This is a genomic window from Paenibacillus xylanexedens (assembly GCF_001908275.1).
Classification (GTDB): Bacteria; Bacillota; Bacilli; order Paenibacillales; family Paenibacillaceae; genus Paenibacillus; species Paenibacillus xylanexedens_A.
The window spans coordinates 5,945,731-5,964,589 of sequence record NZ_CP018620.1 but is presented as its reverse complement, the minus strand read 5'-3'; the positions used below and the strand labels follow the sequence as shown (position 1 = coordinate 5,964,589).

The 18,859-nt window shown below is 46.0% G+C and carries 15 protein-coding genes; 9 read left to right on the top strand and 6 right to left on the bottom strand.

Going from position 1 to position 18,859, the window contains the following annotated elements:
* Positions 1–80: 80 nt before the first annotated feature.
* From BS614_RS26040 to BS614_RS26025, 4 genes are all read right to left on the bottom strand, one after another.
* Positions 81–1,112: an ABC transporter substrate-binding protein gene (locus tag BS614_RS26040; protein WP_074096073.1), complete on the bottom strand. Its 1,032-nt coding sequence runs from the start codon at positions 1,110–1,112 to the stop codon at positions 81–83.
* 34 nt (positions 1,113–1,146) lie between these two features.
* Positions 1,147–2,019, bottom strand: coding sequence for an ABC transporter permease (locus BS614_RS26035; RefSeq protein WP_074096072.1), 873 nt, complete (start codon positions 2,017–2,019; stop codon positions 1,147–1,149).
* Positions 2,019–2,795, bottom strand: coding sequence for an ABC transporter ATP-binding protein (locus tag BS614_RS26030; RefSeq protein ID WP_074096995.1), 777 nt, complete (start codon positions 2,793–2,795; stop codon positions 2,019–2,021). Before BS614_RS26030 ends, BS614_RS26035 begins: the two co-directional genes overlap by 1 nt.
* A 229-nt stretch (positions 2,796–3,024) precedes the next feature.
* Positions 3,025–4,704, bottom strand: a complete 1,680-nt coding sequence (locus tag BS614_RS26025) for a PucR family transcriptional regulator (RefSeq protein WP_074096071.1) — start codon at positions 4,702–4,704, stop codon at positions 3,025–3,027.
* 218 nt (positions 4,705–4,922) lie between these two features.
* On the opposite strand from BS614_RS26025, the gene BS614_RS26020 reads away from it, so the two are divergent.
* Positions 4,923–5,399 carry a hypothetical protein gene (locus tag BS614_RS26020; RefSeq protein ID WP_074096070.1) on the top strand — a complete coding sequence of 159 codons (477 nt, stop codon included), beginning with the start codon at positions 4,923–4,925 and terminating at the stop codon, positions 5,397–5,399.
* 157 nt (positions 5,400–5,556) lie between these two features.
* On the top strand, positions 5,557–6,201 hold the full coding sequence (locus BS614_RS26015) for a hypothetical protein (RefSeq protein ID WP_074096069.1): 645 nt from the start codon (positions 5,557–5,559) through the stop codon (positions 6,199–6,201).
* A 297-nt stretch (positions 6,202–6,498) separates the two neighbouring features.
* Here BS614_RS26015 and BS614_RS26010 read toward each other — a convergent pair whose 3' ends face one another.
* The gene (locus tag BS614_RS26010; protein ID WP_074096068.1) at positions 6,499–7,713 is read right to left on the bottom strand and encodes a peptidase M56; all 1,215 of its coding nucleotides are present in this window, start codon (positions 7,711–7,713) and stop codon (positions 6,499–6,501) included.
* 474 nt (positions 7,714–8,187) lie between these two features.
* Between BS614_RS26010 and BS614_RS26005 the strand changes: the two genes are divergently transcribed.
* The gene (locus tag BS614_RS26005) at positions 8,188–8,595 is read left to right on the top strand and encodes a hypothetical protein (protein ID WP_167544420.1); all 408 of its coding nucleotides are present in this window, start codon (positions 8,188–8,190) and stop codon (positions 8,593–8,595) included.
* 150 nt (positions 8,596–8,745) lie between these two features.
* Here BS614_RS26005 and BS614_RS26000 read toward each other — a convergent pair whose 3' ends face one another.
* Positions 8,746–9,120 (bottom strand): iron-sulfur cluster biosynthesis family protein, encoded by a 375-nt coding sequence (locus tag BS614_RS26000; protein WP_244898202.1) that lies wholly within the window; start codon positions 9,118–9,120, stop codon positions 8,746–8,748.
* 277 nt (positions 9,121–9,397) lie between these two features.
* Between BS614_RS26000 and BS614_RS25995 the strand changes: the two genes are divergently transcribed.
* From BS614_RS25995 to BS614_RS25970, 6 genes are all read left to right on the top strand, one after another.
* Complete coding sequence (locus tag BS614_RS25995; protein ID WP_036617286.1) at positions 9,398–10,426, top strand: LacI family DNA-binding transcriptional regulator; 1,029 nt, start codon at positions 9,398–9,400, stop codon at positions 10,424–10,426.
* A 180-nt stretch (positions 10,427–10,606) separates the two neighbouring features.
* The gene (locus BS614_RS25990; protein ID WP_036668615.1) at positions 10,607–11,878 is read left to right on the top strand and encodes an ABC transporter substrate-binding protein; all 1,272 of its coding nucleotides are present in this window, start codon (positions 10,607–10,609) and stop codon (positions 11,876–11,878) included.
* 101 nt (positions 11,879–11,979) lie between these two features.
* Positions 11,980–12,867, top strand: coding sequence for a carbohydrate ABC transporter permease (locus tag BS614_RS25985; RefSeq protein WP_017687021.1), 888 nt, complete (start codon positions 11,980–11,982; stop codon positions 12,865–12,867).
* Complete coding sequence (locus BS614_RS25980; RefSeq protein WP_017687022.1) at positions 12,860–13,705, top strand: carbohydrate ABC transporter permease; 846 nt, start codon at positions 12,860–12,862, stop codon at positions 13,703–13,705. Before BS614_RS25985 ends, BS614_RS25980 begins: the two co-directional genes overlap by 8 nt.
* Positions 13,706–13,795: 90 nt before the next feature.
* Positions 13,796–15,292, top strand: a complete 1,497-nt coding sequence (locus tag BS614_RS25975) for a glycoside hydrolase family 30 protein (RefSeq protein ID WP_084174746.1) — start codon at positions 13,796–13,798, stop codon at positions 15,290–15,292.
* Between the two features lie 446 nt (positions 15,293–15,738).
* On the top strand, positions 15,739–18,777 hold the full coding sequence (locus BS614_RS25970) for a beta-galactosidase (RefSeq protein ID WP_074096065.1): 3,039 nt from the start codon (positions 15,739–15,741) through the stop codon (positions 18,775–18,777).
* Positions 18,778–18,859 lie beyond the last annotated feature (82 nt).

The window sequence follows — 18,859 nt, the reverse complement described above, 5'->3', positions numbered from 1 at the left end:
TCCGTCCGCATATTTGGCGCTTTCTGTACGGCGGTGTGTGAGATAGTCGTCCTGGTTCAGAGTAATCACCCTTTCTCTCTCTATTTGGTGGTGAAGCTTGAATCGATAATCTCCTCGTAAGCGAGGTCTTCCTTCAGATTGCCGATGAAGCGCTGCATATCGATTGCGGTCTCGAATGCTGATTCATTGATGAGTCCCTCCGCAGGATAAACCTTGCTGTCGATCATGCGTTGTACCGCTTGCTCCACGACGTTTTTGTCCAGATTCGGGAATTCCTTCACGGCAACTGCTTTTGCGCCTTCAGGATTCGATTGAATGTAGTCCAGGGCTTGCTCAATAGAGGTGACAAAGCGCTGGGTGAGATCAGGATTCTTTTCAATGAAGCTTGCGGTTGTATTCATCGTTGCAAAGGCAAAGTCAGGGTAATCCTTCGTAAAATCATGGACAATATGCAGTCCTTCTGCAATGCCTTGATCCAGCTGAGGTTCGTAAACGATAGCAATATCGGCTTTGCCGGCTAATACAGCACCAAGCTCGGAGCCATTCTGAACCTCAGTAATCGTCACATCCTTGTCAATATCAATGTTGTTGTCAGCGAATAGTTTCCGCAGTAAGCTGTTCGAGCTTGTAGGTGCCAAGCCCACCACGATGGTTTTGCCTTTGAAATCCGCTGTCGAGTTCACGGTTACTCCTTCTCGCGCAACTGCCCATACTGGAGCACTGCCGGATAGAAGGACCAGTGAGCGAGCATCTCCGCCCTTTGCATTAGCAAATGCGACATGCTCAGGACCGTGGAAGGAGAACGCAGACTCGCCTGAGATCACCGAAGACAATGCTGTTGGGCCACTTCCGGCAGCACGAATGGAAGATAGCTCAATGCGATTCTCCTCTAGGAATCCTTGGTTATTCGCTACATACAGCGGAAGGTAGAGCAGGTTGTGATACACCTCGGACACCATAATTTTGTCTACCTGCGTATTTGCTTGCCCTCCGCTATTAGATGCACCTGCACCACTCGCGGGTGTTGTGGCATTGCTTCCGCATGCACTGAGCAGTGTAGTCAATATAACCGTCATCGTTGCTAGAAAAGCTATCTTTTTGAATGTACGCATTAGTCATCAGTCCCCTTTAATGGTTGTAGGTCAGCTATACAGATGTGGATTTGCTGCTGTTCTTGTTGTCATTCCATGGAAGGAGACGGGATTCAATATAACCGACACAGGTGTAGAGGAGCATGGCGACCAGCATAAGCATGAACACGCCGACCCATACGGCCGGAAGGTTGAACAGGTTACCTTCGACGAATACCATATGTCCAAGTCCTTTATCTGAAGAGATGAATTCTCCACCTACAACAGACACCAATGCCAAACCGATATTGATACGGAAGGCTGAGATGATCCATGGCAGAGAGGAAGGAACGATAATTTTGCGGAAAATTTGTGATTTCTTTGCACCGAAGGATTTCATCAGATTAATCTGGGATTCGTCGATTTGATGAGTCGCTTGGTAGGCGGATAATAGCGCTACGATAAATGTTGCTACGGAGGCCAGAGCAATCTTGGAGAAGATGCCTGAACCAAACCAGATGATAATCATGGGAGCAAGTGCGATCTTCGGAATACCGTTCATCGCTACAATGAATGGATCGAGCACACGGGCAACGGACTTGGAATACCACATGAGTAGTCCTGCCAATGAGCCGATTAAGCTTCCGGCTACGAATCCGATAACGGTGGCATTCACCGTTGCAAACGCGTCTGTAAGCAGTTGCCCTGAGCTGGCCATCGTGATGGCGGCATCAAGAATGGCGCTTGGTGATCCCATGAGGAATCCGTTAACAAGTTTCAGACGAACGGCGGATTCCCAGATCACCAGGATGACCGCTACAATAATGAACCGCCACAGCATCGTCATCAGCCATTCTTTGGAGAAGGTGGACTGTCTGCGTTTGCTCTTGCTCTTCGTAACTCCAGCAGGCTTTCCGGCAAGGGTAACTTCAGGTGATGTGATCTTCATTAGCTGATCCTCCCCATTTGGATATCAAGCTCTGACCAGATTGATTCAAAATACTGCTTGAACTTCAGGTCGGAGCGGGCTTTCAGTGCTGAGCCATATTGCGAGGCGAGACCAATGTTATACACCTGCTTCACGGTTGTTGGTCTTTTGCTCATAACGGCAATGCGGTCGGAGATGGCGATGGCTTCCTCAATGTCATGCGTGATCAGGACGCCTGTCTTGCCCTCGGATTTCAGGATAGACAAGATCTCATCTTCCAGAATGAGTCTGGTCTGATAATCAAGTGCGGAGAAGGGTTCATCCAGTAATATAATATCGGGCTGGGTAACGAGGGTACGAATGAGGGCTACACGTTGGCGCATACCACCTGATAGTGTGGAGGGATAGGCTTCTGCGAATGAGGCCAGGCCATAGCGATCCAGATAATCCATGGCAATATCGCCGCGATCCTTTTTGGACATGCCCTTCACTTCCAAGCCTAACGTGACATTGTCCAGGATGCTTCTCCAAGGAAGTAACAGGTCCTTCTGCATCATATAACCGACATGTCCGGTGGTCTGATCGATCTCTTCGCCACAGACGATAACCTTGCCATTTGTTGGCTTAAGCAGACCTGCGATAATATTGAAAATCGTACTTTTGCCACAACCGCTCGGTCCCACGATACTGAAGAATTCCTGTTTCTTGATTTGCATCGAAACCTCAGCCAGGACCTGAATATCTTCTCCGGTTGCACTGACAAATGATTTGGATACGCCTTGTATCTGTATAGCCATGATAGGTAGCCCCTTTCCTACAGCCTGATGTTTTTTCGTTTCTTGATGTGATTTGATGTTAATTAACATGACATTAATGAATATATTCCTAATCATATAGACTGTTTGCATAATTGTCATTAGTTACTCTGAACATAAAAATAGAATTAAATCAGTTAAAATGCACAAATGAGTTTGGGCTGGAAAAGAAAAAAAAAGAACGTGTCATTATACATGACACGTTCTCGGTTTAAGACGTATGATTAGCTTCGCTAGGGGCTGGATTAACATTCAGAAGGGACTCAAGTGCGAAGGCAAGTCGGAAGCGCAGGCTTTCCATCGGGTCCTTGATGTTCCTGCCGGTCAGTTTCTCGCATTTCTCCAATCTGTAGATCACTGTATTGCGATGTACGAATAGCTCTTTCGCTGTATCGACGATCTGGCAATGATTCTCATAGAAGGAGGACAAGGTTTTCATAAGCTCGTTGCGCTCGTTTGGATCTCGGCCTTCGAAGGGTTTAAAGGTTTCTTGATGGAACTGCAGCATCTCATCGTGAGGAATCATGCGCAGCAGACGGCTTATATCCATGGTTTGATAGGAATGGGCGAAGCGGGTCTTTCGCATCTGATAGCCTAATTGGAGCGCCTTAACTGCTTCATTATAGGAGAGTCCAATATCCAATACATTGGTATAGGGATTACCTATTCCGAAGGATAGGCTGAGCTGCGACTCCGAATACAGATTGTTCGCCATCCGCTCAAGCTGCTGAACAACGGTGTGTTCGTCCCAAGACGAATCGGCCAAAAAGACAAGTATGCCGAACTGGTCGTTCTTAGTGAACATGACAAAGGAGAGATCCAATCTGGCGAATTCCTGTTTAATCAACTCGTAATTAGCGTCTCGTTCCGAGATGAACCGCTCTTCCCCGGAGGAAGTAGAGTTCTGCTTAGGTATGCCCGCTAAGGATTCATCCTTTTTGGCGATGATCAGAACGGAACTTCCTTTGGCTTGCAGCCCATATTTCTTGCCGCGATGCAGCGCTTCTTGTTCCGAACGAATGAAACCCTGAATGAGATCGGAGAAATATTCATTTTTGTAACGGCGGGAGCGCTCCTTGACGGCTTGCTTCTTGGTTAACTCGAGACCGATCACATTAACGGCTTGCTCCAGTGCCAGAGTGGAGAGCTTAGAGCTTGTGGAACTGTCGTATAGTGCGATCAAATAACCCTCGTGCCGATCCGTGAAGATGGGATGAAGCTCAGCGTGTCGATATTTATCAGCAGTAAGCAGGCAGATCGAGATTGCGGTGTGGAAGGAAGGGTGCTCATCTATAAAAGTCAGTAAGGGCGCGGCGAGAGACTGGTGATCCATCTGTTGTGCATAGTGGGAGCTTGCCGTAATCTGTTTCTTCGAACCAAGTAGAAGTACAGGTGAGGATAGCAACTGAGACAACGTATCTACGATGGATGGTATGCCTTTTCCCTGCATCACCATCGTGGAAAATTGCTTGTGAATAGATAAGGCGTAGTGTAGCTCATGGGTTTTGTTCTGAAGGATGGCACTGATCGAATGTTGAAATATTTCACCAAGTGTATTGTCTATCTCGGATAGTTCGATGATTGGGAAGCCCAGCTTGTCGGCCGTTTCAAGCAGTTGCGGAGATAATTCAAGAGAGAAACGCTGTGTCTTGACCGCAAGCGCTGCACAACCAATTTCATGCATGTCTGTAATGAATCCAAGATGAGCATCAGGGCGGTCTTTCAGGATATAACCGTTGGTCAGCAGCATATCTCCCGACTTCAGGAATTGGACAATATCTGGTGCGTCCATAATATTAATCGATTGCACCAAGCGATCAAGGCCACGATGTCCGGCAATAACCTTTGCTTTGGAGAGAATGGGGATAGTCAATAACTGTTGCAGATCCATCTTCAACCCACTCGCTTTCATAATGATATGTTATAAAATCTAACATTAAGTGGAGTGGGCGTAAAGAAGAGTTTGGATAAAGAGGCTGAAAGATAGATGTAAACAAATTTCTCATAAATATAAAAACTTTCCAATAATTCAATGCGTTATACTAAGTAGATCTAAAGAAAATTTGATCACTATTACCAACACTATCACTAAAAAGGAGTTCTCAATCAATGAAAGGAAAAAGAATAGTATCGCTTTTACTTGCTGGTGTTGTTGCTGGTTCTATTTTAGTAGCATCGACTACTACTGCAGAAAGAGTTGTAGCCCAAACTCCGATGGAAGCAGCAACGGAGTACTTTCAGGCTTACATTGCTAAGGATGTAGAGGGAATGATGTTCTATTCTGAAGATACCAATTATTTGGATGAGAAAAGTCGTGAAGAAGGATATGTAAAGGATCTTAAAACTAATCCAACTATAGGGTATGAAATTGTGGAAAGCAGACAAACCAACAAGGATGAAGTTCAACTTTATGTGGTTCAAAAGTATGCAGGACAAGACTACGAACAGTCACCACCACTCCCGTATAAAATTTTTAAAAGCGAAAATGGATGGAAGGTTTTAGTAGAGCCACTAGAAATCAATACATTGACAGGTGAAGTCACTAAAGGTACACCGATTCACGCTTTGCAGTATACAGATCATTAGTTGTGATTTTGAAAAGCGATTCCGAGGAATAAATTTATCAGAAAATAAGCTCGGAAAGGCGGTGTAGAAATGCCAGCGACCTGGACATTTAGTGCAAATAGGAAAAGAAACATTATCCCTTTTAAGAAATAATCTTAGACAAGGGGATGGTTATACAATGAAGATTTCAGACCGACTATTAAGAGAATATTTAGATCATGTTTATTGGATATGTGGAGGCCCTTGCGGCGGCAAAAGCACGATGACAAAGTTACTTTCTTCAAAATGGGATATGAATTATTATTCCTCAGATGACCATACTTTCGATTATCAAAAAAAGGCTAATCCACAGGATCATCCAGCAATATTACGACACTTCATTGATTGGGAATGGTTCTTTTTAGGGCGTGGGAACGATAGAAGTCACTGGTTAAATTCAGTGTTTGATGAAAGTGTTGAGTTTATTATTTTGGATTTGTTACAGATGGGGAAAGAGAAGCCAATCGTAGTAGATACTTTTATGGAACCTGCTTATCTAAGGGAGATTGTTAACCCTAACCGCGTTGTTTATATGTTTGCAGAAGATGACCTAATTCGAGCGGAGTATCTGGATCGAGATCATCTGAGAGGCATGGAGGATGTGTTCCCTAGTTTATCAGATTCACAACGTGCACGGGACGAAACATTAAACACGGTGGTTAGAGCATCGAATCATTACCTGCAACAAGCGGAGCAGTATCAATTAAAATGGTTTATGAGAACATCTCAGTCCAATAAAGAGCAGATGTTATTAGAAGTTGAAAAGCATTTCGGTTTTCGATGACTGAAGTGTCAAATTATATTAGTCGCCATTTGTTACACTAAAAGTATACGATAGCTCAATAAACCTCAGAAAGCAGTCGATCAGCTTGTGAACTGCACCCCATTTGTTAAACACGACTAACAATGGAGGTGCAGTTCACGTGATCGGTTGTTTTTGTTCAGCTAACGGGCAGGTTAACTTAGCCTTAGCTGAAAACCTCCGCTCCAATACTTATAATTCAACGTAATGACCGACGGTACGAATTGATCCTCCTTAAGTGCTAATCTGATTCTCATAATGTTGACCTCATTTTCCTGGTTATTGGACAGGAGCGATTACTAAAGCTTTAAGATTTTCTTCCTGGTGTTTGTCCACCCCAAGGAAAAAAGCCGTATAATAAATACCGTCTTGCTTCCACATGTAATACGTTTGAGTTTTGAACTTCAACTGATTGTTATCCGAATGGATAGGCTCCCAATAGATATGATCTTTATCTGCATATGCCGATATTTCGATACCGTTAATCACCAATTTGTGCATAAACGACAACTTGCTCACATCTACAATAGGCGCTTTGCTCTGATAATAATCAATCGTGTCATTTATTTCATAAATGGAGGAATTGTAAGGAACACGATAACTATTCTTCAAGGCGTCTGCGTCCGGTCTAATGTAGAACCCGGTGTTCTGATCATCAGCCTGCTGCATAACCGAATCGGAAACTTTAAGACCATAGTCTGACAGGGCAAACGGGAATTTCACTGGAAAGCCAAGAATATGTTTTGCTTCCTGCAAATCCGTCTCATCATATAAAGGGAATGAATTGCCCTCACCCTTATAATCGACATATTGAACTTGTTCTGGCAAAGCAAATGACTGAACGACTTTCACCAGTTCTTCTTGTGTAAGATCAGCGCTATAATAATTGATCGAATATGTTACACCGTTTTCCTGCCATACAAAACTTTTGGCTGTTTCAGGTTTTTTCTTATACTTGGGCCTTGTAGTGGTGTACATAATACCTTTCATACTGGCTATTGTCAGGTCTTCTTGCCGGTAAGAAGGAACACGGCCTGGTTCTTGGGAATACGAAGCCCCCCACAATAATTGATGTTCCAGCAAAGTGCCGTTTCCTTTAGAAGCTTTTATCTCAAAATTTTGCTCGTCTTGTTGGCCAAAGTTCGATACGAATGTGATCGTAACGAATTCAATCCAGTCTGCTTTATTGGCTTTACTGAAATTCTCATTTAAATCCACATTTTTTAGGCGATACCCTTCGGGCAGATAATCAGGCAGTTTAAAGTCAAACGTTGAAAAAGCGAGCGCCCGGTCCAGATTATGAAACCATTTGGAAGATGGAATCAGTCTGTCGATCTGAAAGGAGGAAACCGTATTTTCTTCCTTTGAATCCGTTGCTTGAGAAGCATTTGAATCGACAATGGCGTTGGTAACCAAAACTGCGCTTAAAACTAATATCAGCAAAATAGCCGTGGCAAATAGTTTGTATGAACCTTGTTTAAACTTCGTAATCATTGTAACTCTCCGTTTCGTCTCATTCTTGTTGTTGAAGAAAAATGAAAGATTAATAATCCGTGGATGAGAGCTTTGGAAAAAAACGAGACAGCATAAGAAGTGTCATGCCATATGAAAAAGATTCCCGCTCACCCAGCGCTTCAAGGACGACCTCATCACAGGTAATTTTTTGCCGCACCAGCCAAACAAAAGGATTAAACCTATTTAGCTATACCACAAGTCCATAAAGGATTGAACCCATTTGGTTAAATTTTGGTTAAATCAGTTAATAATTTTTCCATACTTTAAATTATACAACAATATATTCTAAAAAAGTAATAGTACGTTCGATACAACATTGATAAGATATCGAGGGACAGAACTAGAAATTACCTTTTTAAGAGAGAGAAAATAAGTCCGAGTTATTGAAACGTATCATTCGTTAGAGTAGGAGAGAGGTGATACGAAATTATTAAAATGAGTAATAGCATCTTAATGTTGGTATTAGTGGTATCCATGATAATAGCTGGATGTTCATCAACCGAAAAAAATGAGGATAATATTACTGAACATGTAGTAGCATCTGATTTTATTCTCGAAGTAACAACACCAACTGTTTTAGGTACTGGTGAGGCACTGAAAGTAAAAGGAATTTTAAAATATACAGGTATTAAACCAGTTGAAGTATCTCATGGAAAACCTATCATTCGTTTTTCCTTCTCCGGTAGTAACGAGCAGCGTAATTATGCGGATGTGGGATATGTAACTGAGTTTAAGTCAGGTCAAGTGGTTGAGGTTGAAGATGAGTTTATAGTAACCAAAAAAGGGAAACAAAATCTCATTGTGGATATGACCGCGGATATCTCTATGACCATGAACCCAATTGAAATTGTTGTGAAGTAATCTTAGTAAAATTGAACTGACAACAAACGTTAGCTCACATGAAATGTTTACGAAAATAATGCCTAATGAACTCATTAAAATCTTAAAAAACCTCCCGTCCCACGGAGCATCTGGGCTTGGGAGGTTTTGATTATAGTGCTAATTAAACGTTTATCGTACAAACCATCCAGTGGGCTGAGGGGCTACGTCTGCGGTATCTCGTAAATCATGGACTTTGACATTACTGCCATAGATCATGGAATCGCTGCTCAGTCGGAATGAAGGGAAACTGTGCTCGGATTGCAGACGCAGAGAGGGCTCAAAGTAAATCTGCTGCTGTTTGTTGATTACAAAGGGAAGCGACCCCGCTTCTACGGTAACATCATCGCTATCCGGTTCGTTCAAGATCAGAAGTACCGCAATTCCGTCACAACCGCATCCATCGGTATCATAAAACAATTTGAAATAGCCTGGTCGTTCTCCCAGCTTTTCAGTAAGTCTTGCTTCTGCCAGCGGACTGACTTGAATGATCATGACGTTGTTCACACTCCTCTAATCTCCAATGAATTCGCTTACAATTTAATATATGGACCATAAACGCAGATTAGAAGGTGAAATAAAGAAAAGCAAACATGTCCTGTAAAAATATTGACGCTAATGCGTAATGCAACGAACAATTCACGTATGAATGTTATACCCGGAATTTCTATGGGTTCAGTGTGAAATCATTCGCCCGTCAATGAAACCCATTTCATCGCCATACCTTATCTGGTATGATAAGCAGGGAAAATAGGGAAAATTAGAGAAAAAGGAAGGTTCCGCTATGACACCGATCACCATATACGACATCGCCAAAGAAGCAAATGTATCTGTAGCGACGGTCTCCCGGGTACTGAATGATACGGCACCTGTGCGTGCAAGCACCCGAGAGAAGATTATGTCCATCATTGAAAAACACCAGTTTCAGCCCAACGCGCAGGCGCGCAGTCTGATCAAAAAAGAGACGGGCACCATCGCCATCATCCTGCCGGACATCACGAACCCGTTTTTCCCGGAAGTGTTCTGGGGTGCGGAGAATGAGGCTCGCGGATTGGGGTATACGTTCTTTCTGTGCAATACAGCAGGCGACTACAACAGGGAATCTGAATATTTGTCCATCCTGCGAGAGAAGCGGGTAGACGGGATTATTTTTCTCGGCGGGCGAATCAACATGCAGGTCTGTCCGGATGACATGGCTCAGGAATTGATTGATATGGGCAAACGTATGCCAATCGTGCTGGTCAATGGCAATATTGCCAAAGGCGGGTTTCACCGGGTGTACACGGATGAAGGTGCGGGGGCAGCCCTTGCAGCTGAGCATTTGCTTGAACTGGGGCATCGCGATATCGCCTTTGTTGGCGGCCTGAAAGAGTTGTCCACCACCATGGTCAAGGTCAGAGCTGTGCAGAAGAAACTTCGGGAGCATGGGCTCGAAATACCAAAAGAACGGCAATTGCTCGGCAGCTTCTCCATCGACGATGGCAAACGGGAGATGTCCAAACTGCTGGATCGTGACAACCCGCCCACCGCAGTCATCTGCGTCAATGACAACACAGCGATTGGTGCGATCAAGTCGACGATTGAGCATGGGCTCTCAATTCCGAAGGATATATCCATTGTAGGTTTTGATGATACACCTCTCGCCAGTGCCGTTATACCGGAACTGACAACCGTATCCCAGAACACGTATCAGCTTGGCAAACAGGCTGTGGATGTGCTGCATGAGTTGATTAACCAAGGCAAACCGAAGAAGCAGATCATTCTGCAACCGGAGCTGATTGTGCGTCAAAGTACAGGACCTGCTGCAAGATAAAGGGCCTGTAATTGGAAAAGAAAGCGTTGACATTTCCTCGAAGGGTGAAATATAATGAGTGCGTGAATGAAACCCCTTTCATAAAGTGGAACGGGTTTTATGTTTCAGCTTAATGAAACCCATTTCATGAAACGGGTTTCAGTGTAGTCATCCATTCATTATATCAAGGGGGCGTAACGTATGAGAAGAAGTCTAAAGGTCATTTCGTTATTGATGCTGGTCATGGTAATGGGACTTACAGCCTGTAGCAGCGGGAGTAAAAACGGTTCTTCCGGCGAGTCCGGTGGCAAGGTTGATTTGAGCATGACAATCTGGGGCTCGGAGGATGAGAAAAAGATTTATCAGGAACGACTCGACATTGTGAAACAGACGTATCCCGATATTAACGTGAAGCTGAACGTGGTTGCAGGGGATTATGACCAGAAGGTACAGACCATGATCGCCGGAGGAACGGCGCCGGACATCATGATGATTGCCGAGAACTATCAGGCTTACGCCTCCAAGAATCAGATTATACCGCTGGATGACATGATTCAGGCGAACAATGTGAACATGTCCGAGCGTTATTCCGATGATATCGCAAACCTGATGAAGTATGATGGCAAACAATTTGGTTTGCCGGATCGGGCAGGTGCGATGGTCCTCTTTTATAACAAAGATCTGTTCGACAAGGCTGGGGTGGAATACCCAACCAAAGATTGGACGCAGGATGATCTGATGGCGGCAGCTCAGAAGCTGACGGTGAAGGAGAACGGCAAAACGACTCAATGGGGTTACTACCCAGGCAGCTGGTGGCCGCAATGGATGCAGCTCATCTACCAGAACGGTGGCTCATTGTTCGATGAGAGTGGCAAACCAACATTCAATACAGAGCCTGTGCGTAAAGCATTACAATTCATGAATGATCTGACCTTCACACACGGTGCGGGACCAACGCCAACCGAGATTGCCGACATGGGGAATATCGGAGCTGATCCGCTGTTCGCTCAAGGCAAGATCGCCATGGAAACGACAGGGTTCTGGAACATCGGTTCACTTGCCAAGGTGGAAGGCATTAATTGGGATATCTCTCCGGTATGGGGCGAAACGAACGCCTTCTTTAACGGGTTAACCATTACCAACGCATCCAAACACAAGGAAGAAGCATTCAAAGTAATCGAAGCACTGACCACACCGGAAGCACAGATGCCAATGGTCAAAGCGGGTCAGGATGCTCCTGCAACCAAAGCCGGTCTGTCCAGTGATGAATTCCTGAATGCTGAATACGGCGGCAAAAAAATCAACATGGCTGCTTTCAGTGAATCGACAATCTATGCAGAACCATTCAACCCGCAATGGAACGAAATGATGAAGCTCATTAACGATAAGCTGGGTGTGTACTTCAACAACAAAGCCACGCTTGATGATACCGTAACCGAAATTCAGAGTGGACTGGAAAGACTCTACAAATAGAGGGTTTTTCTGAACATGCACAAATAGCAGCGACAGCAGGACAGGTGGAATCGGCGTGAATGCGGGTTCCATCTGCTCTCTGCGTCATGGGAGGGCTTAACGTGAGAAAAAAGGACGGGAAATGGTTCTACATCTTCATCTCGCCTTGGCTGATCGGGTTTCTGGGGCTGACCCTGGGTCCGATCCTGTTTTCCATCTATATGAGCTTCACGAATTGGGATCTGTTCCAGTCCCCTGAATTCATCGGTATCGACAACTACAAAACGCTACTGACCGATGATCCGATCTTCTGGAAATCCGTCGGCAATACATTCTTCTATGCGCTGATATCCATTCCGCTGGGCATGTCGATCTCGCTCTGGATTGCCTATTACCTGAACAAAAAAATCAAAGGGATCACCTTCTTCCGTATTCTGTTCTACCTGCCTTCCGTTGTTCCGGTGGTTGCGAGTTCATTGCTCTTCATCCACTTGCTTGCGCCGACGGAAGGTTTGATCAACCAGGCACTTGCGATCTTCGGTATTCAGGGTCCTGCTTGGCTTCTTGATCCGAACTGGGTTAAGCCCGCATTGATTCTCATGTCCTTATGGGGTGTGGGTGGTGGCGTGGTATTGCTGCTTGCAGGGATGAAAGGCATTCCACAGGAGCTGTACGAGGCCGCTGCCATCGATGGGGCGAAAAGTACACAATCGTTCTTCCATATTACATTCCCAATGCTGACTCCCGTCATTTTCTTCAATCTCGTGACTGGTATGATCGGAGCGCTCCAGACCTTCGCGCAGGTATTCATCGTTACTGCCGGGGGACCTGACAATTCAAGTCAGATGGTTGTTCCCTACTTGTTCCAGAATGCGTTCCAATTCTACAAAATGGGATATGCATCGGCGATTGCTTGGGTATTATTCATCATCATCATGGTGTTGACACTCGTTGTATTCCGTTCATCGGCGCTATGGGTGCACTACGAGGAGGGAAAAGCCAATGAGTAATCCATCCACTGTGGAGAAGACGATATCCTATATTTTTCTGATTCTGGTCGGGGTGCTGCTTGCTTCGCCTTTCCTGTACATGATCTCTATTGCACTGGCAAGTGACGCAACAACCGTCAAATCAGCCTTTACCTTCGTTCCAATGGAGTTCCAATGGTCGAACTTTTATACCATCTTCACGAATAACAATCTTGGCACGTATCTCAAAAACTCGGTCATCATTACCGTCTTTACGATTGTCGGATCGGTATTATCAGCTTCGATCGTATCCTACGGCTTTGCCCGAATCAAAGCAAAAGGCAGCCGTTTCCTGTTTATTGTTTTGCTCAGTACGATGATGATTCCGGGTGAGGTGACGATGGTACCGCAGTTCATCATCTTCCGTCATCTGGACTGGATTAATACATTCTATCCGCTGATCGTGCCGAGTTTCTTCGCCGGAGCGTTCAACGTATTCCTGATTCGGCAGTTCGTAATGAGTATTCCAAAATCACTGGATGAAGCCGCCATGATCGATGGTATGGGTCACCCGGGAATCTATTGGAAAATCATCATGCCACTGACTTATCCGATACTTGCGGCCATTGCGATCTTCTCATTCTCCTATAACTGGGGCAACTTCATGGGACCGCTCATCTATATCAATGATCCGGAGAAAATGCCGCTGGCACTTGGAGTGCAGCTGTTGACTACGGTAGGTGGCGGGCAGATGCCACCATGGAACCTTGTGATGATTGCTTCCCTGTTCCTCACCATTCCGATGGTGCTGGTATATCTGTTCGGACAACGTTATGTCTATGAAGCCAACATTAGCGGCGGAAGCAGCGGAATCAAGTAACCGAAGTGTCTGTAGTGATTGTATGTGCTGAACCTGATGTTCAAGGTCAATGGAGTAATCAACGTACATGGAGAAAGGATTGTATAGCCCATGGCGCATAAAGAACAACGCAGCAGAGGCAAACGGAGTTATATCCTCATGGGTGTCGTCCTGATTGCTCTGCTGGCAGGAGGAGGAATTGTTATCAATCATTTTGCCAATGAATCATCCAAAACAATTGAGTTCCAAGGGGAACCAGTACGTCTGAAGCTGGATCAGTCCTATAATCATTTTGAAGGTTGGGGTACGTCACTTGCCTGGTGGGCCAACGATCTTGGCGGATGGAAGGATCAGACAAAGGTTAGTGAAGTGATGGATTTGGTCTTTGATCCGGAGAAAGGATTAGGTCTGAACATCGTTCGTTACAATATTGGCGGTGAGGAGAATCCAGAGATGAAAGCTCTTCGTCCCGGCGGGGATGTACCTGGCTTCCAGCCTGAACCTGGTGAGTGGGATTGGGATGCTGATGCAGGTCAGCGTGCTGTATTACAAGGCTCGATGGAGCGCGGCGTGAATATTGCTGAAGCATTCTCCAATTCACCACCTTACTGGATGACGATCAGTGGATCAGTTACCGGAGCCGTGGATGGCAGCAATAATCTGCGTGACGACCAGTATGATGCGTTTGCAGATTATCTGACCGAAGTTGTGAAGTATTATCGGGACGAGTGGGGGATTACCTTCCGCACACTGAATCCGCTCAATGAACCTTCCTCCGACTGGTGGAAGAAGGGCAATATGCAGGAAGGCAGTCATTTTACGAATGAGAAACAGGCCGAGATTATTAAGAAAGTTGCTGCATCGTTGAAGAGCAAGGGACTGGATGGAACCGTCATTAGTGCCGCGGACGATAACAGCATTGATGAGACGGTGTTTAATTTCAATCTCTATGATCAGGACACGCTGGACGTAATCCAGCAGATCAATACTCACTCCTATAATGGTAGCAAAATGGAAGAGCTGCGCACGCTGGCAGAACGCCAAGGCAAGAAGCTGTGGATGTCCGAGTACGGAACCGGCGGCAGCGAGCCGCACAGTCATGAGGATATGACCTCGGTGCAAGAATTGGCGGAGCGGATCATGTTTGATCTGAAAATCATGCAGCCATCCGCCTGGGTATACTGGCAGGCCGTTGAAGATGAGGGCGCCAATAATAATTGGGGCTTCATTCATGCCAATTTCAACGGAGAAGAGCAGTACGAGATGACCAAACAGTATTACGGCATGGCCCAGTTTACAAAGTTCATTCGTCCCGGTGCGACGATTATTCCAACGGATGGTGGACGCACACTGGCTGCCTATGACGCGGAACGTCAGAGACTGGTGCTGGTGATTCGTAACGAATTGTCAGCGGGAACAACGGCGTTTGAACTGCAAGGGTATACGTATGGAAAATCAGCCACCGCTCAGGTGTATCAGACTTCACCGGATCGGAACATGGAACAGCTTGAAGACATCCCGGTGTATACCAACGGACTTGAAGTACCTACCGCAGATAATTCCATCACAACGGTTGTACTGGAAGGCGTGACGTTGCAGGGGAACTGATGATTAAGGAATATAAGTTCAACTACAGATTTACACAGAAAACGGAGAGGACAGAAAGGACCTGAAAAAGCGGAGCGGTCGCCTTTATCCCCGGATTTTCCCTTTGAGAAAAGGGAATCAAAAAATCTGGGGATAACAGCGATTGGAAGGTTATTCTGTCATCGGAGTGCCAGTGTAAATATTCATTAGTTGAACTCATATTTTTAAAAGATTACAGGACATATGAACCTATATAAATTGAACTAAACATTTACACCGAACGGACAGGACAGAAAGGACCTGAAGAAGCGGAGCGGTCGCCTTTATCCCCGGATTTTCCCCTTTGAGAAAAGAAAATCAAAAAATCTGGGGATAACAGCGATCGGAAGGTTGTTCTGTCATCGAAGTGTGCAGTGTAAATAATCTTTAGTTCAATTTATATCAATAAAGAGAAGGAGGGGATAACTTTGACAGAGAAAGCATCCCTTTTGCTGCAGGAACAGGAGAAGAACATCGCAAGGGCTGAGAACGGTGTTCTATCTGAATTAACATACGATGCACGCAGCTTTTTCCTAAATGGAGAGCGTGTATTTCTGAACAGTGCCACGATCCATTATTTCCGTATGCCAAAGGAGGAATGGCGTGAGGTTCTGCTGAAGGCGAAGCTGGCAGGCATGAATTGCATCGACACCTACTTTGCGTGGAATGTGCATGAACCGGAAGAAGGACAGTGGTCCTTTGAAGGGGACAACGATTGCGGAGCATTTCTGGATCTATGCGCAGAACTGGGCATGTGGGTCATTGCGCGTCCAGGTCCGTTTATCTGTGCAGAATGGGATTTTGGCGGTTTCCCATACTGGCTTGGTACGAAGGACGGCGTAAAATTCCGGGAAAACAATGAGACGTATCTGCACTATGTGAATTTGTATTTTGACCAGCTTGTGCCGATTATTCGGGAGCGCCAGTTATCCGCCGGGGGCACGGTCATTCTTGTGCAGGTGGAGAATGAATACGGGTATCTGATGGATGACGCTGCTGCAAGTGACCATATGAATACGCTGAGAGATGGATTGTTGCAACGTGGCATTGACGCTACGCTGATCACTTGCGTTGGCGGGGCGGAAGGCACGATTGAAGGGGCTAATTTCTGGTCAGGTGCTGACGGGCATTATGAGAAACTTCGAGTCAAACAGCCGGACACCCCGAAGATGGTCACGGAATTCTGGACCGGATGGTTCGAGAATTGGGGAGGGCCTTCGGCTATTCAGAAGAAGGCGCCTTTGCTGGAGAGACGTATCATGGAGATTTTGCGTGCCGGGTATACCGGAATCAGTCACTACATGTTCTATGGTGGCACAAACTTTGGTGGATATGGCGGCAGAACGATGGGTAGCAGTGACATCTTCATGATTACGTCCTATGACTATGATGCACCGCTGAACGAATATGGACGGGTGACACCGAAATATGCAGTAATCAAGAATTTGTCCTATTTCGTCCATGCTTTCGGGGCCCTTCTGATGGAAACAGAGGGAATTCCAGAAGAACAGATCGTTGTACGTCATCCTGAGGGCATATCTGTACGAGGCAGACAGGCTGACAACCAGAAGATTTGGTTCTTGGAGAGTCACAAGGATGAACGGGAGACGATGCACATTACGCTGGAGGAAGGCCGTACTCTTCCCGTATCGGTGAATCCGGGTCAGATTGTTCCGTTGCTGGATCGAGTACAGATTGCTGAACACGTATACCTGACTGCGGGTACGATGATTACGGGCAATGAAATGATAAACGGAGAATTGAACCTGTTCATCGTGGCCGCTGCCGGGCAGCGTTCTGTTCTTGAACTGGAAGCAGGGGCATTGAACGTCACGGGCAGCACAGTGCAAGTGCTGGTCGAACATGATTCAGCCAGGAACGTATACCGCTTCGATTTGTTCCATTTCCAAGAGCCGGGAACGATCCAGCTGGAAGCAAACGGCACACCGATCCGATTCATCATTCTGGATCAAGAAACGATGAATCGAACATGGCGATTGGAAGCAACAGATCAGAAGGGACTTCGTTATGCGATCGGCTTCGATGACGTAGACGTATTACCATCGGGTCAGGTCAAGGGCATGATTACTGACCCAGATCGCACAATTACGCTGCTTGGTGACTGGACCGATGGAGAACGGACGTTAACAGGTCACGAGTTTCTCGTCAGTCAGGAGTCCATCGCTGGAATACAGCAGCAGCTTCCGTGGACGTTACCGAGTGCGCCGACGTTGTCTGATTCTCCTGAGCTGTCACGTGTTACGTTAACTGCGAAGCAGCGTCCGGCGAGTGGACAACCCGAAGACTTTTCTCGATACGGACAAGATTTTGGTTATTTATTGTACGAATGTGATTTCGAGAGTCCAACCGAAGGGATCACTAACCTCATTTTGCCGGATATCCAGGATACTGCCAGAATCATTGTTAATGGTGTTCAGCAGGCATTAGTGCGTCAGGTAGGTGCCGCTGGAGTGCAGTTGCAGGTGGCCAAAGGGAAGAATACACTTCAAATTCTGGTACAACATATGGGCAGATTGAACTTCTCCCCGTATTTGGGTGAGAGCAAAGGTCTGGCTGGTGCTGTGTATCTGGGCGGCAAAGCTCGGGATATTCGTCGGGATTGGCGTACGGAGAGTGGAAGTGTTCATCTCGATGAGGTGAATTCTCTCCAAGGGGCTCCACTTCTGAGCAGAAGCTTTACTCTGGATGGCATGGATCGGGCGATTCTTGTGGGTGCCTTGAGCAAAGGTCTTCGTATCAATGGCATCGAAGTTCCGATGGAAGGATATCAGGATTGGTTTGCCTTCCAGACGTTAGACATATCCTTGTATATCAAGCCCGGAGAGACAAATACACTGGAAATGCCGTATAGCCGCTCTTCGCTGAATCGACTGGAACTGATCACATATCCGAGTCAGGGAGAACTAAAGGATTGGCGTATGGCAGGGACGGATGCATTGCTTCCGCAACAATGGGAGAGCTACGAGGTAGGACAGGAATCGATCCATCCTGGAGCACAGGGGTCAATCCAGCGTGCAGGACAGCTTGGTATCGCCGCAGGTGGCAATTGTACTGCCAATCTGGTGCCCCACCCCACAAATGAATCGGTTAATCGTGCTACATTGAGTGAGAAGTCTCACCCTGTATCCAATCATACTCCAGTCCGAGGATCGTATGGTCAGCCGGTCTGGTACCGCTGGCGTTTCGCGAAGTCTGCGGTTTCAGAGCATCATAAAGTGAACCTGATGCTTCGCCTGACCGGGATGAGCAAAGGAACGATTCACCTGAACGGACATCATCTGGGCCGTTACTGGCAGATTGGTCCGCAAGAGGATTACAAAATTCCAGTAGCATGGCTACAGGAAGAGAATGAATTACTTTTGTTCGATGAAGAAGGCAGAACGCCAGAACGGGTACGATTCCTGTTGGACGCATTATCCCGTTATCCGTGGGTTGTGGTGGAATAGTTCATGTATGGATCGTTAGCTGTCTTACTGATCCAACTATGGTTGAGAACAAGAACTGGATCGAGATAGTTCGAGTTGGACG

Excerpts from the sequence above, each read along its gene's own strand:
- BS614_RS26040 (WP_074096073.1), bottom strand. The coding sequence starts at position 1,112 with ATGCGTACATTCAAAAAGATAGCTTTTCTAGCAACGATGACGGTTATA.
- BS614_RS26035 (WP_074096072.1), bottom strand. The coding sequence starts at position 2,019 with ATGAAGATCACATCACCTGAAGTTACCCTTGCCGGAAAGCCTGCTGGA.
- BS614_RS26030 (WP_074096995.1), bottom strand. The coding sequence starts at position 2,795 with ATGGCTATACAGATACAAGGCGTATCCAAATCATTTGTCAGTGCAACC.
- BS614_RS26025 (WP_074096071.1), bottom strand. The coding sequence starts at position 4,704 with ATGGATCTGCAACAGTTATTGACTATCCCCATTCTCTCCAAAGCAAAG.
- BS614_RS26020 (WP_074096070.1), top strand. The coding sequence starts at position 4,923 with ATGAAAGGAAAAAGAATAGTATCGCTTTTACTTGCTGGTGTTGTTGCT.
- BS614_RS26015 (WP_074096069.1), top strand. The coding sequence starts at position 5,557 with ATGAAGATTTCAGACCGACTATTAAGAGAATATTTAGATCATGTTTAT.
- BS614_RS26010 (WP_074096068.1), bottom strand. The coding sequence starts at position 7,713 with ATGATTACGAAGTTTAAACAAGGTTCATACAAACTATTTGCCACGGCT.
- BS614_RS26005 (WP_167544420.1), top strand. The coding sequence starts at position 8,188 with ATGTTGGTATTAGTGGTATCCATGATAATAGCTGGATGTTCATCAACC.
- BS614_RS25995 (WP_036617286.1), top strand. The coding sequence starts at position 9,398 with ATGACACCGATCACCATATACGACATCGCCAAAGAAGCAAATGTATCT.
- BS614_RS25990 (WP_036668615.1), top strand. The coding sequence starts at position 10,607 with ATGAGAAGAAGTCTAAAGGTCATTTCGTTATTGATGCTGGTCATGGTA.
- BS614_RS25980 (WP_017687022.1), top strand. The coding sequence starts at position 12,860 with ATGAGTAATCCATCCACTGTGGAGAAGACGATATCCTATATTTTTCTG.
- BS614_RS25975 (WP_084174746.1), top strand. The coding sequence starts at position 13,796 with ATGGCGCATAAAGAACAACGCAGCAGAGGCAAACGGAGTTATATCCTC.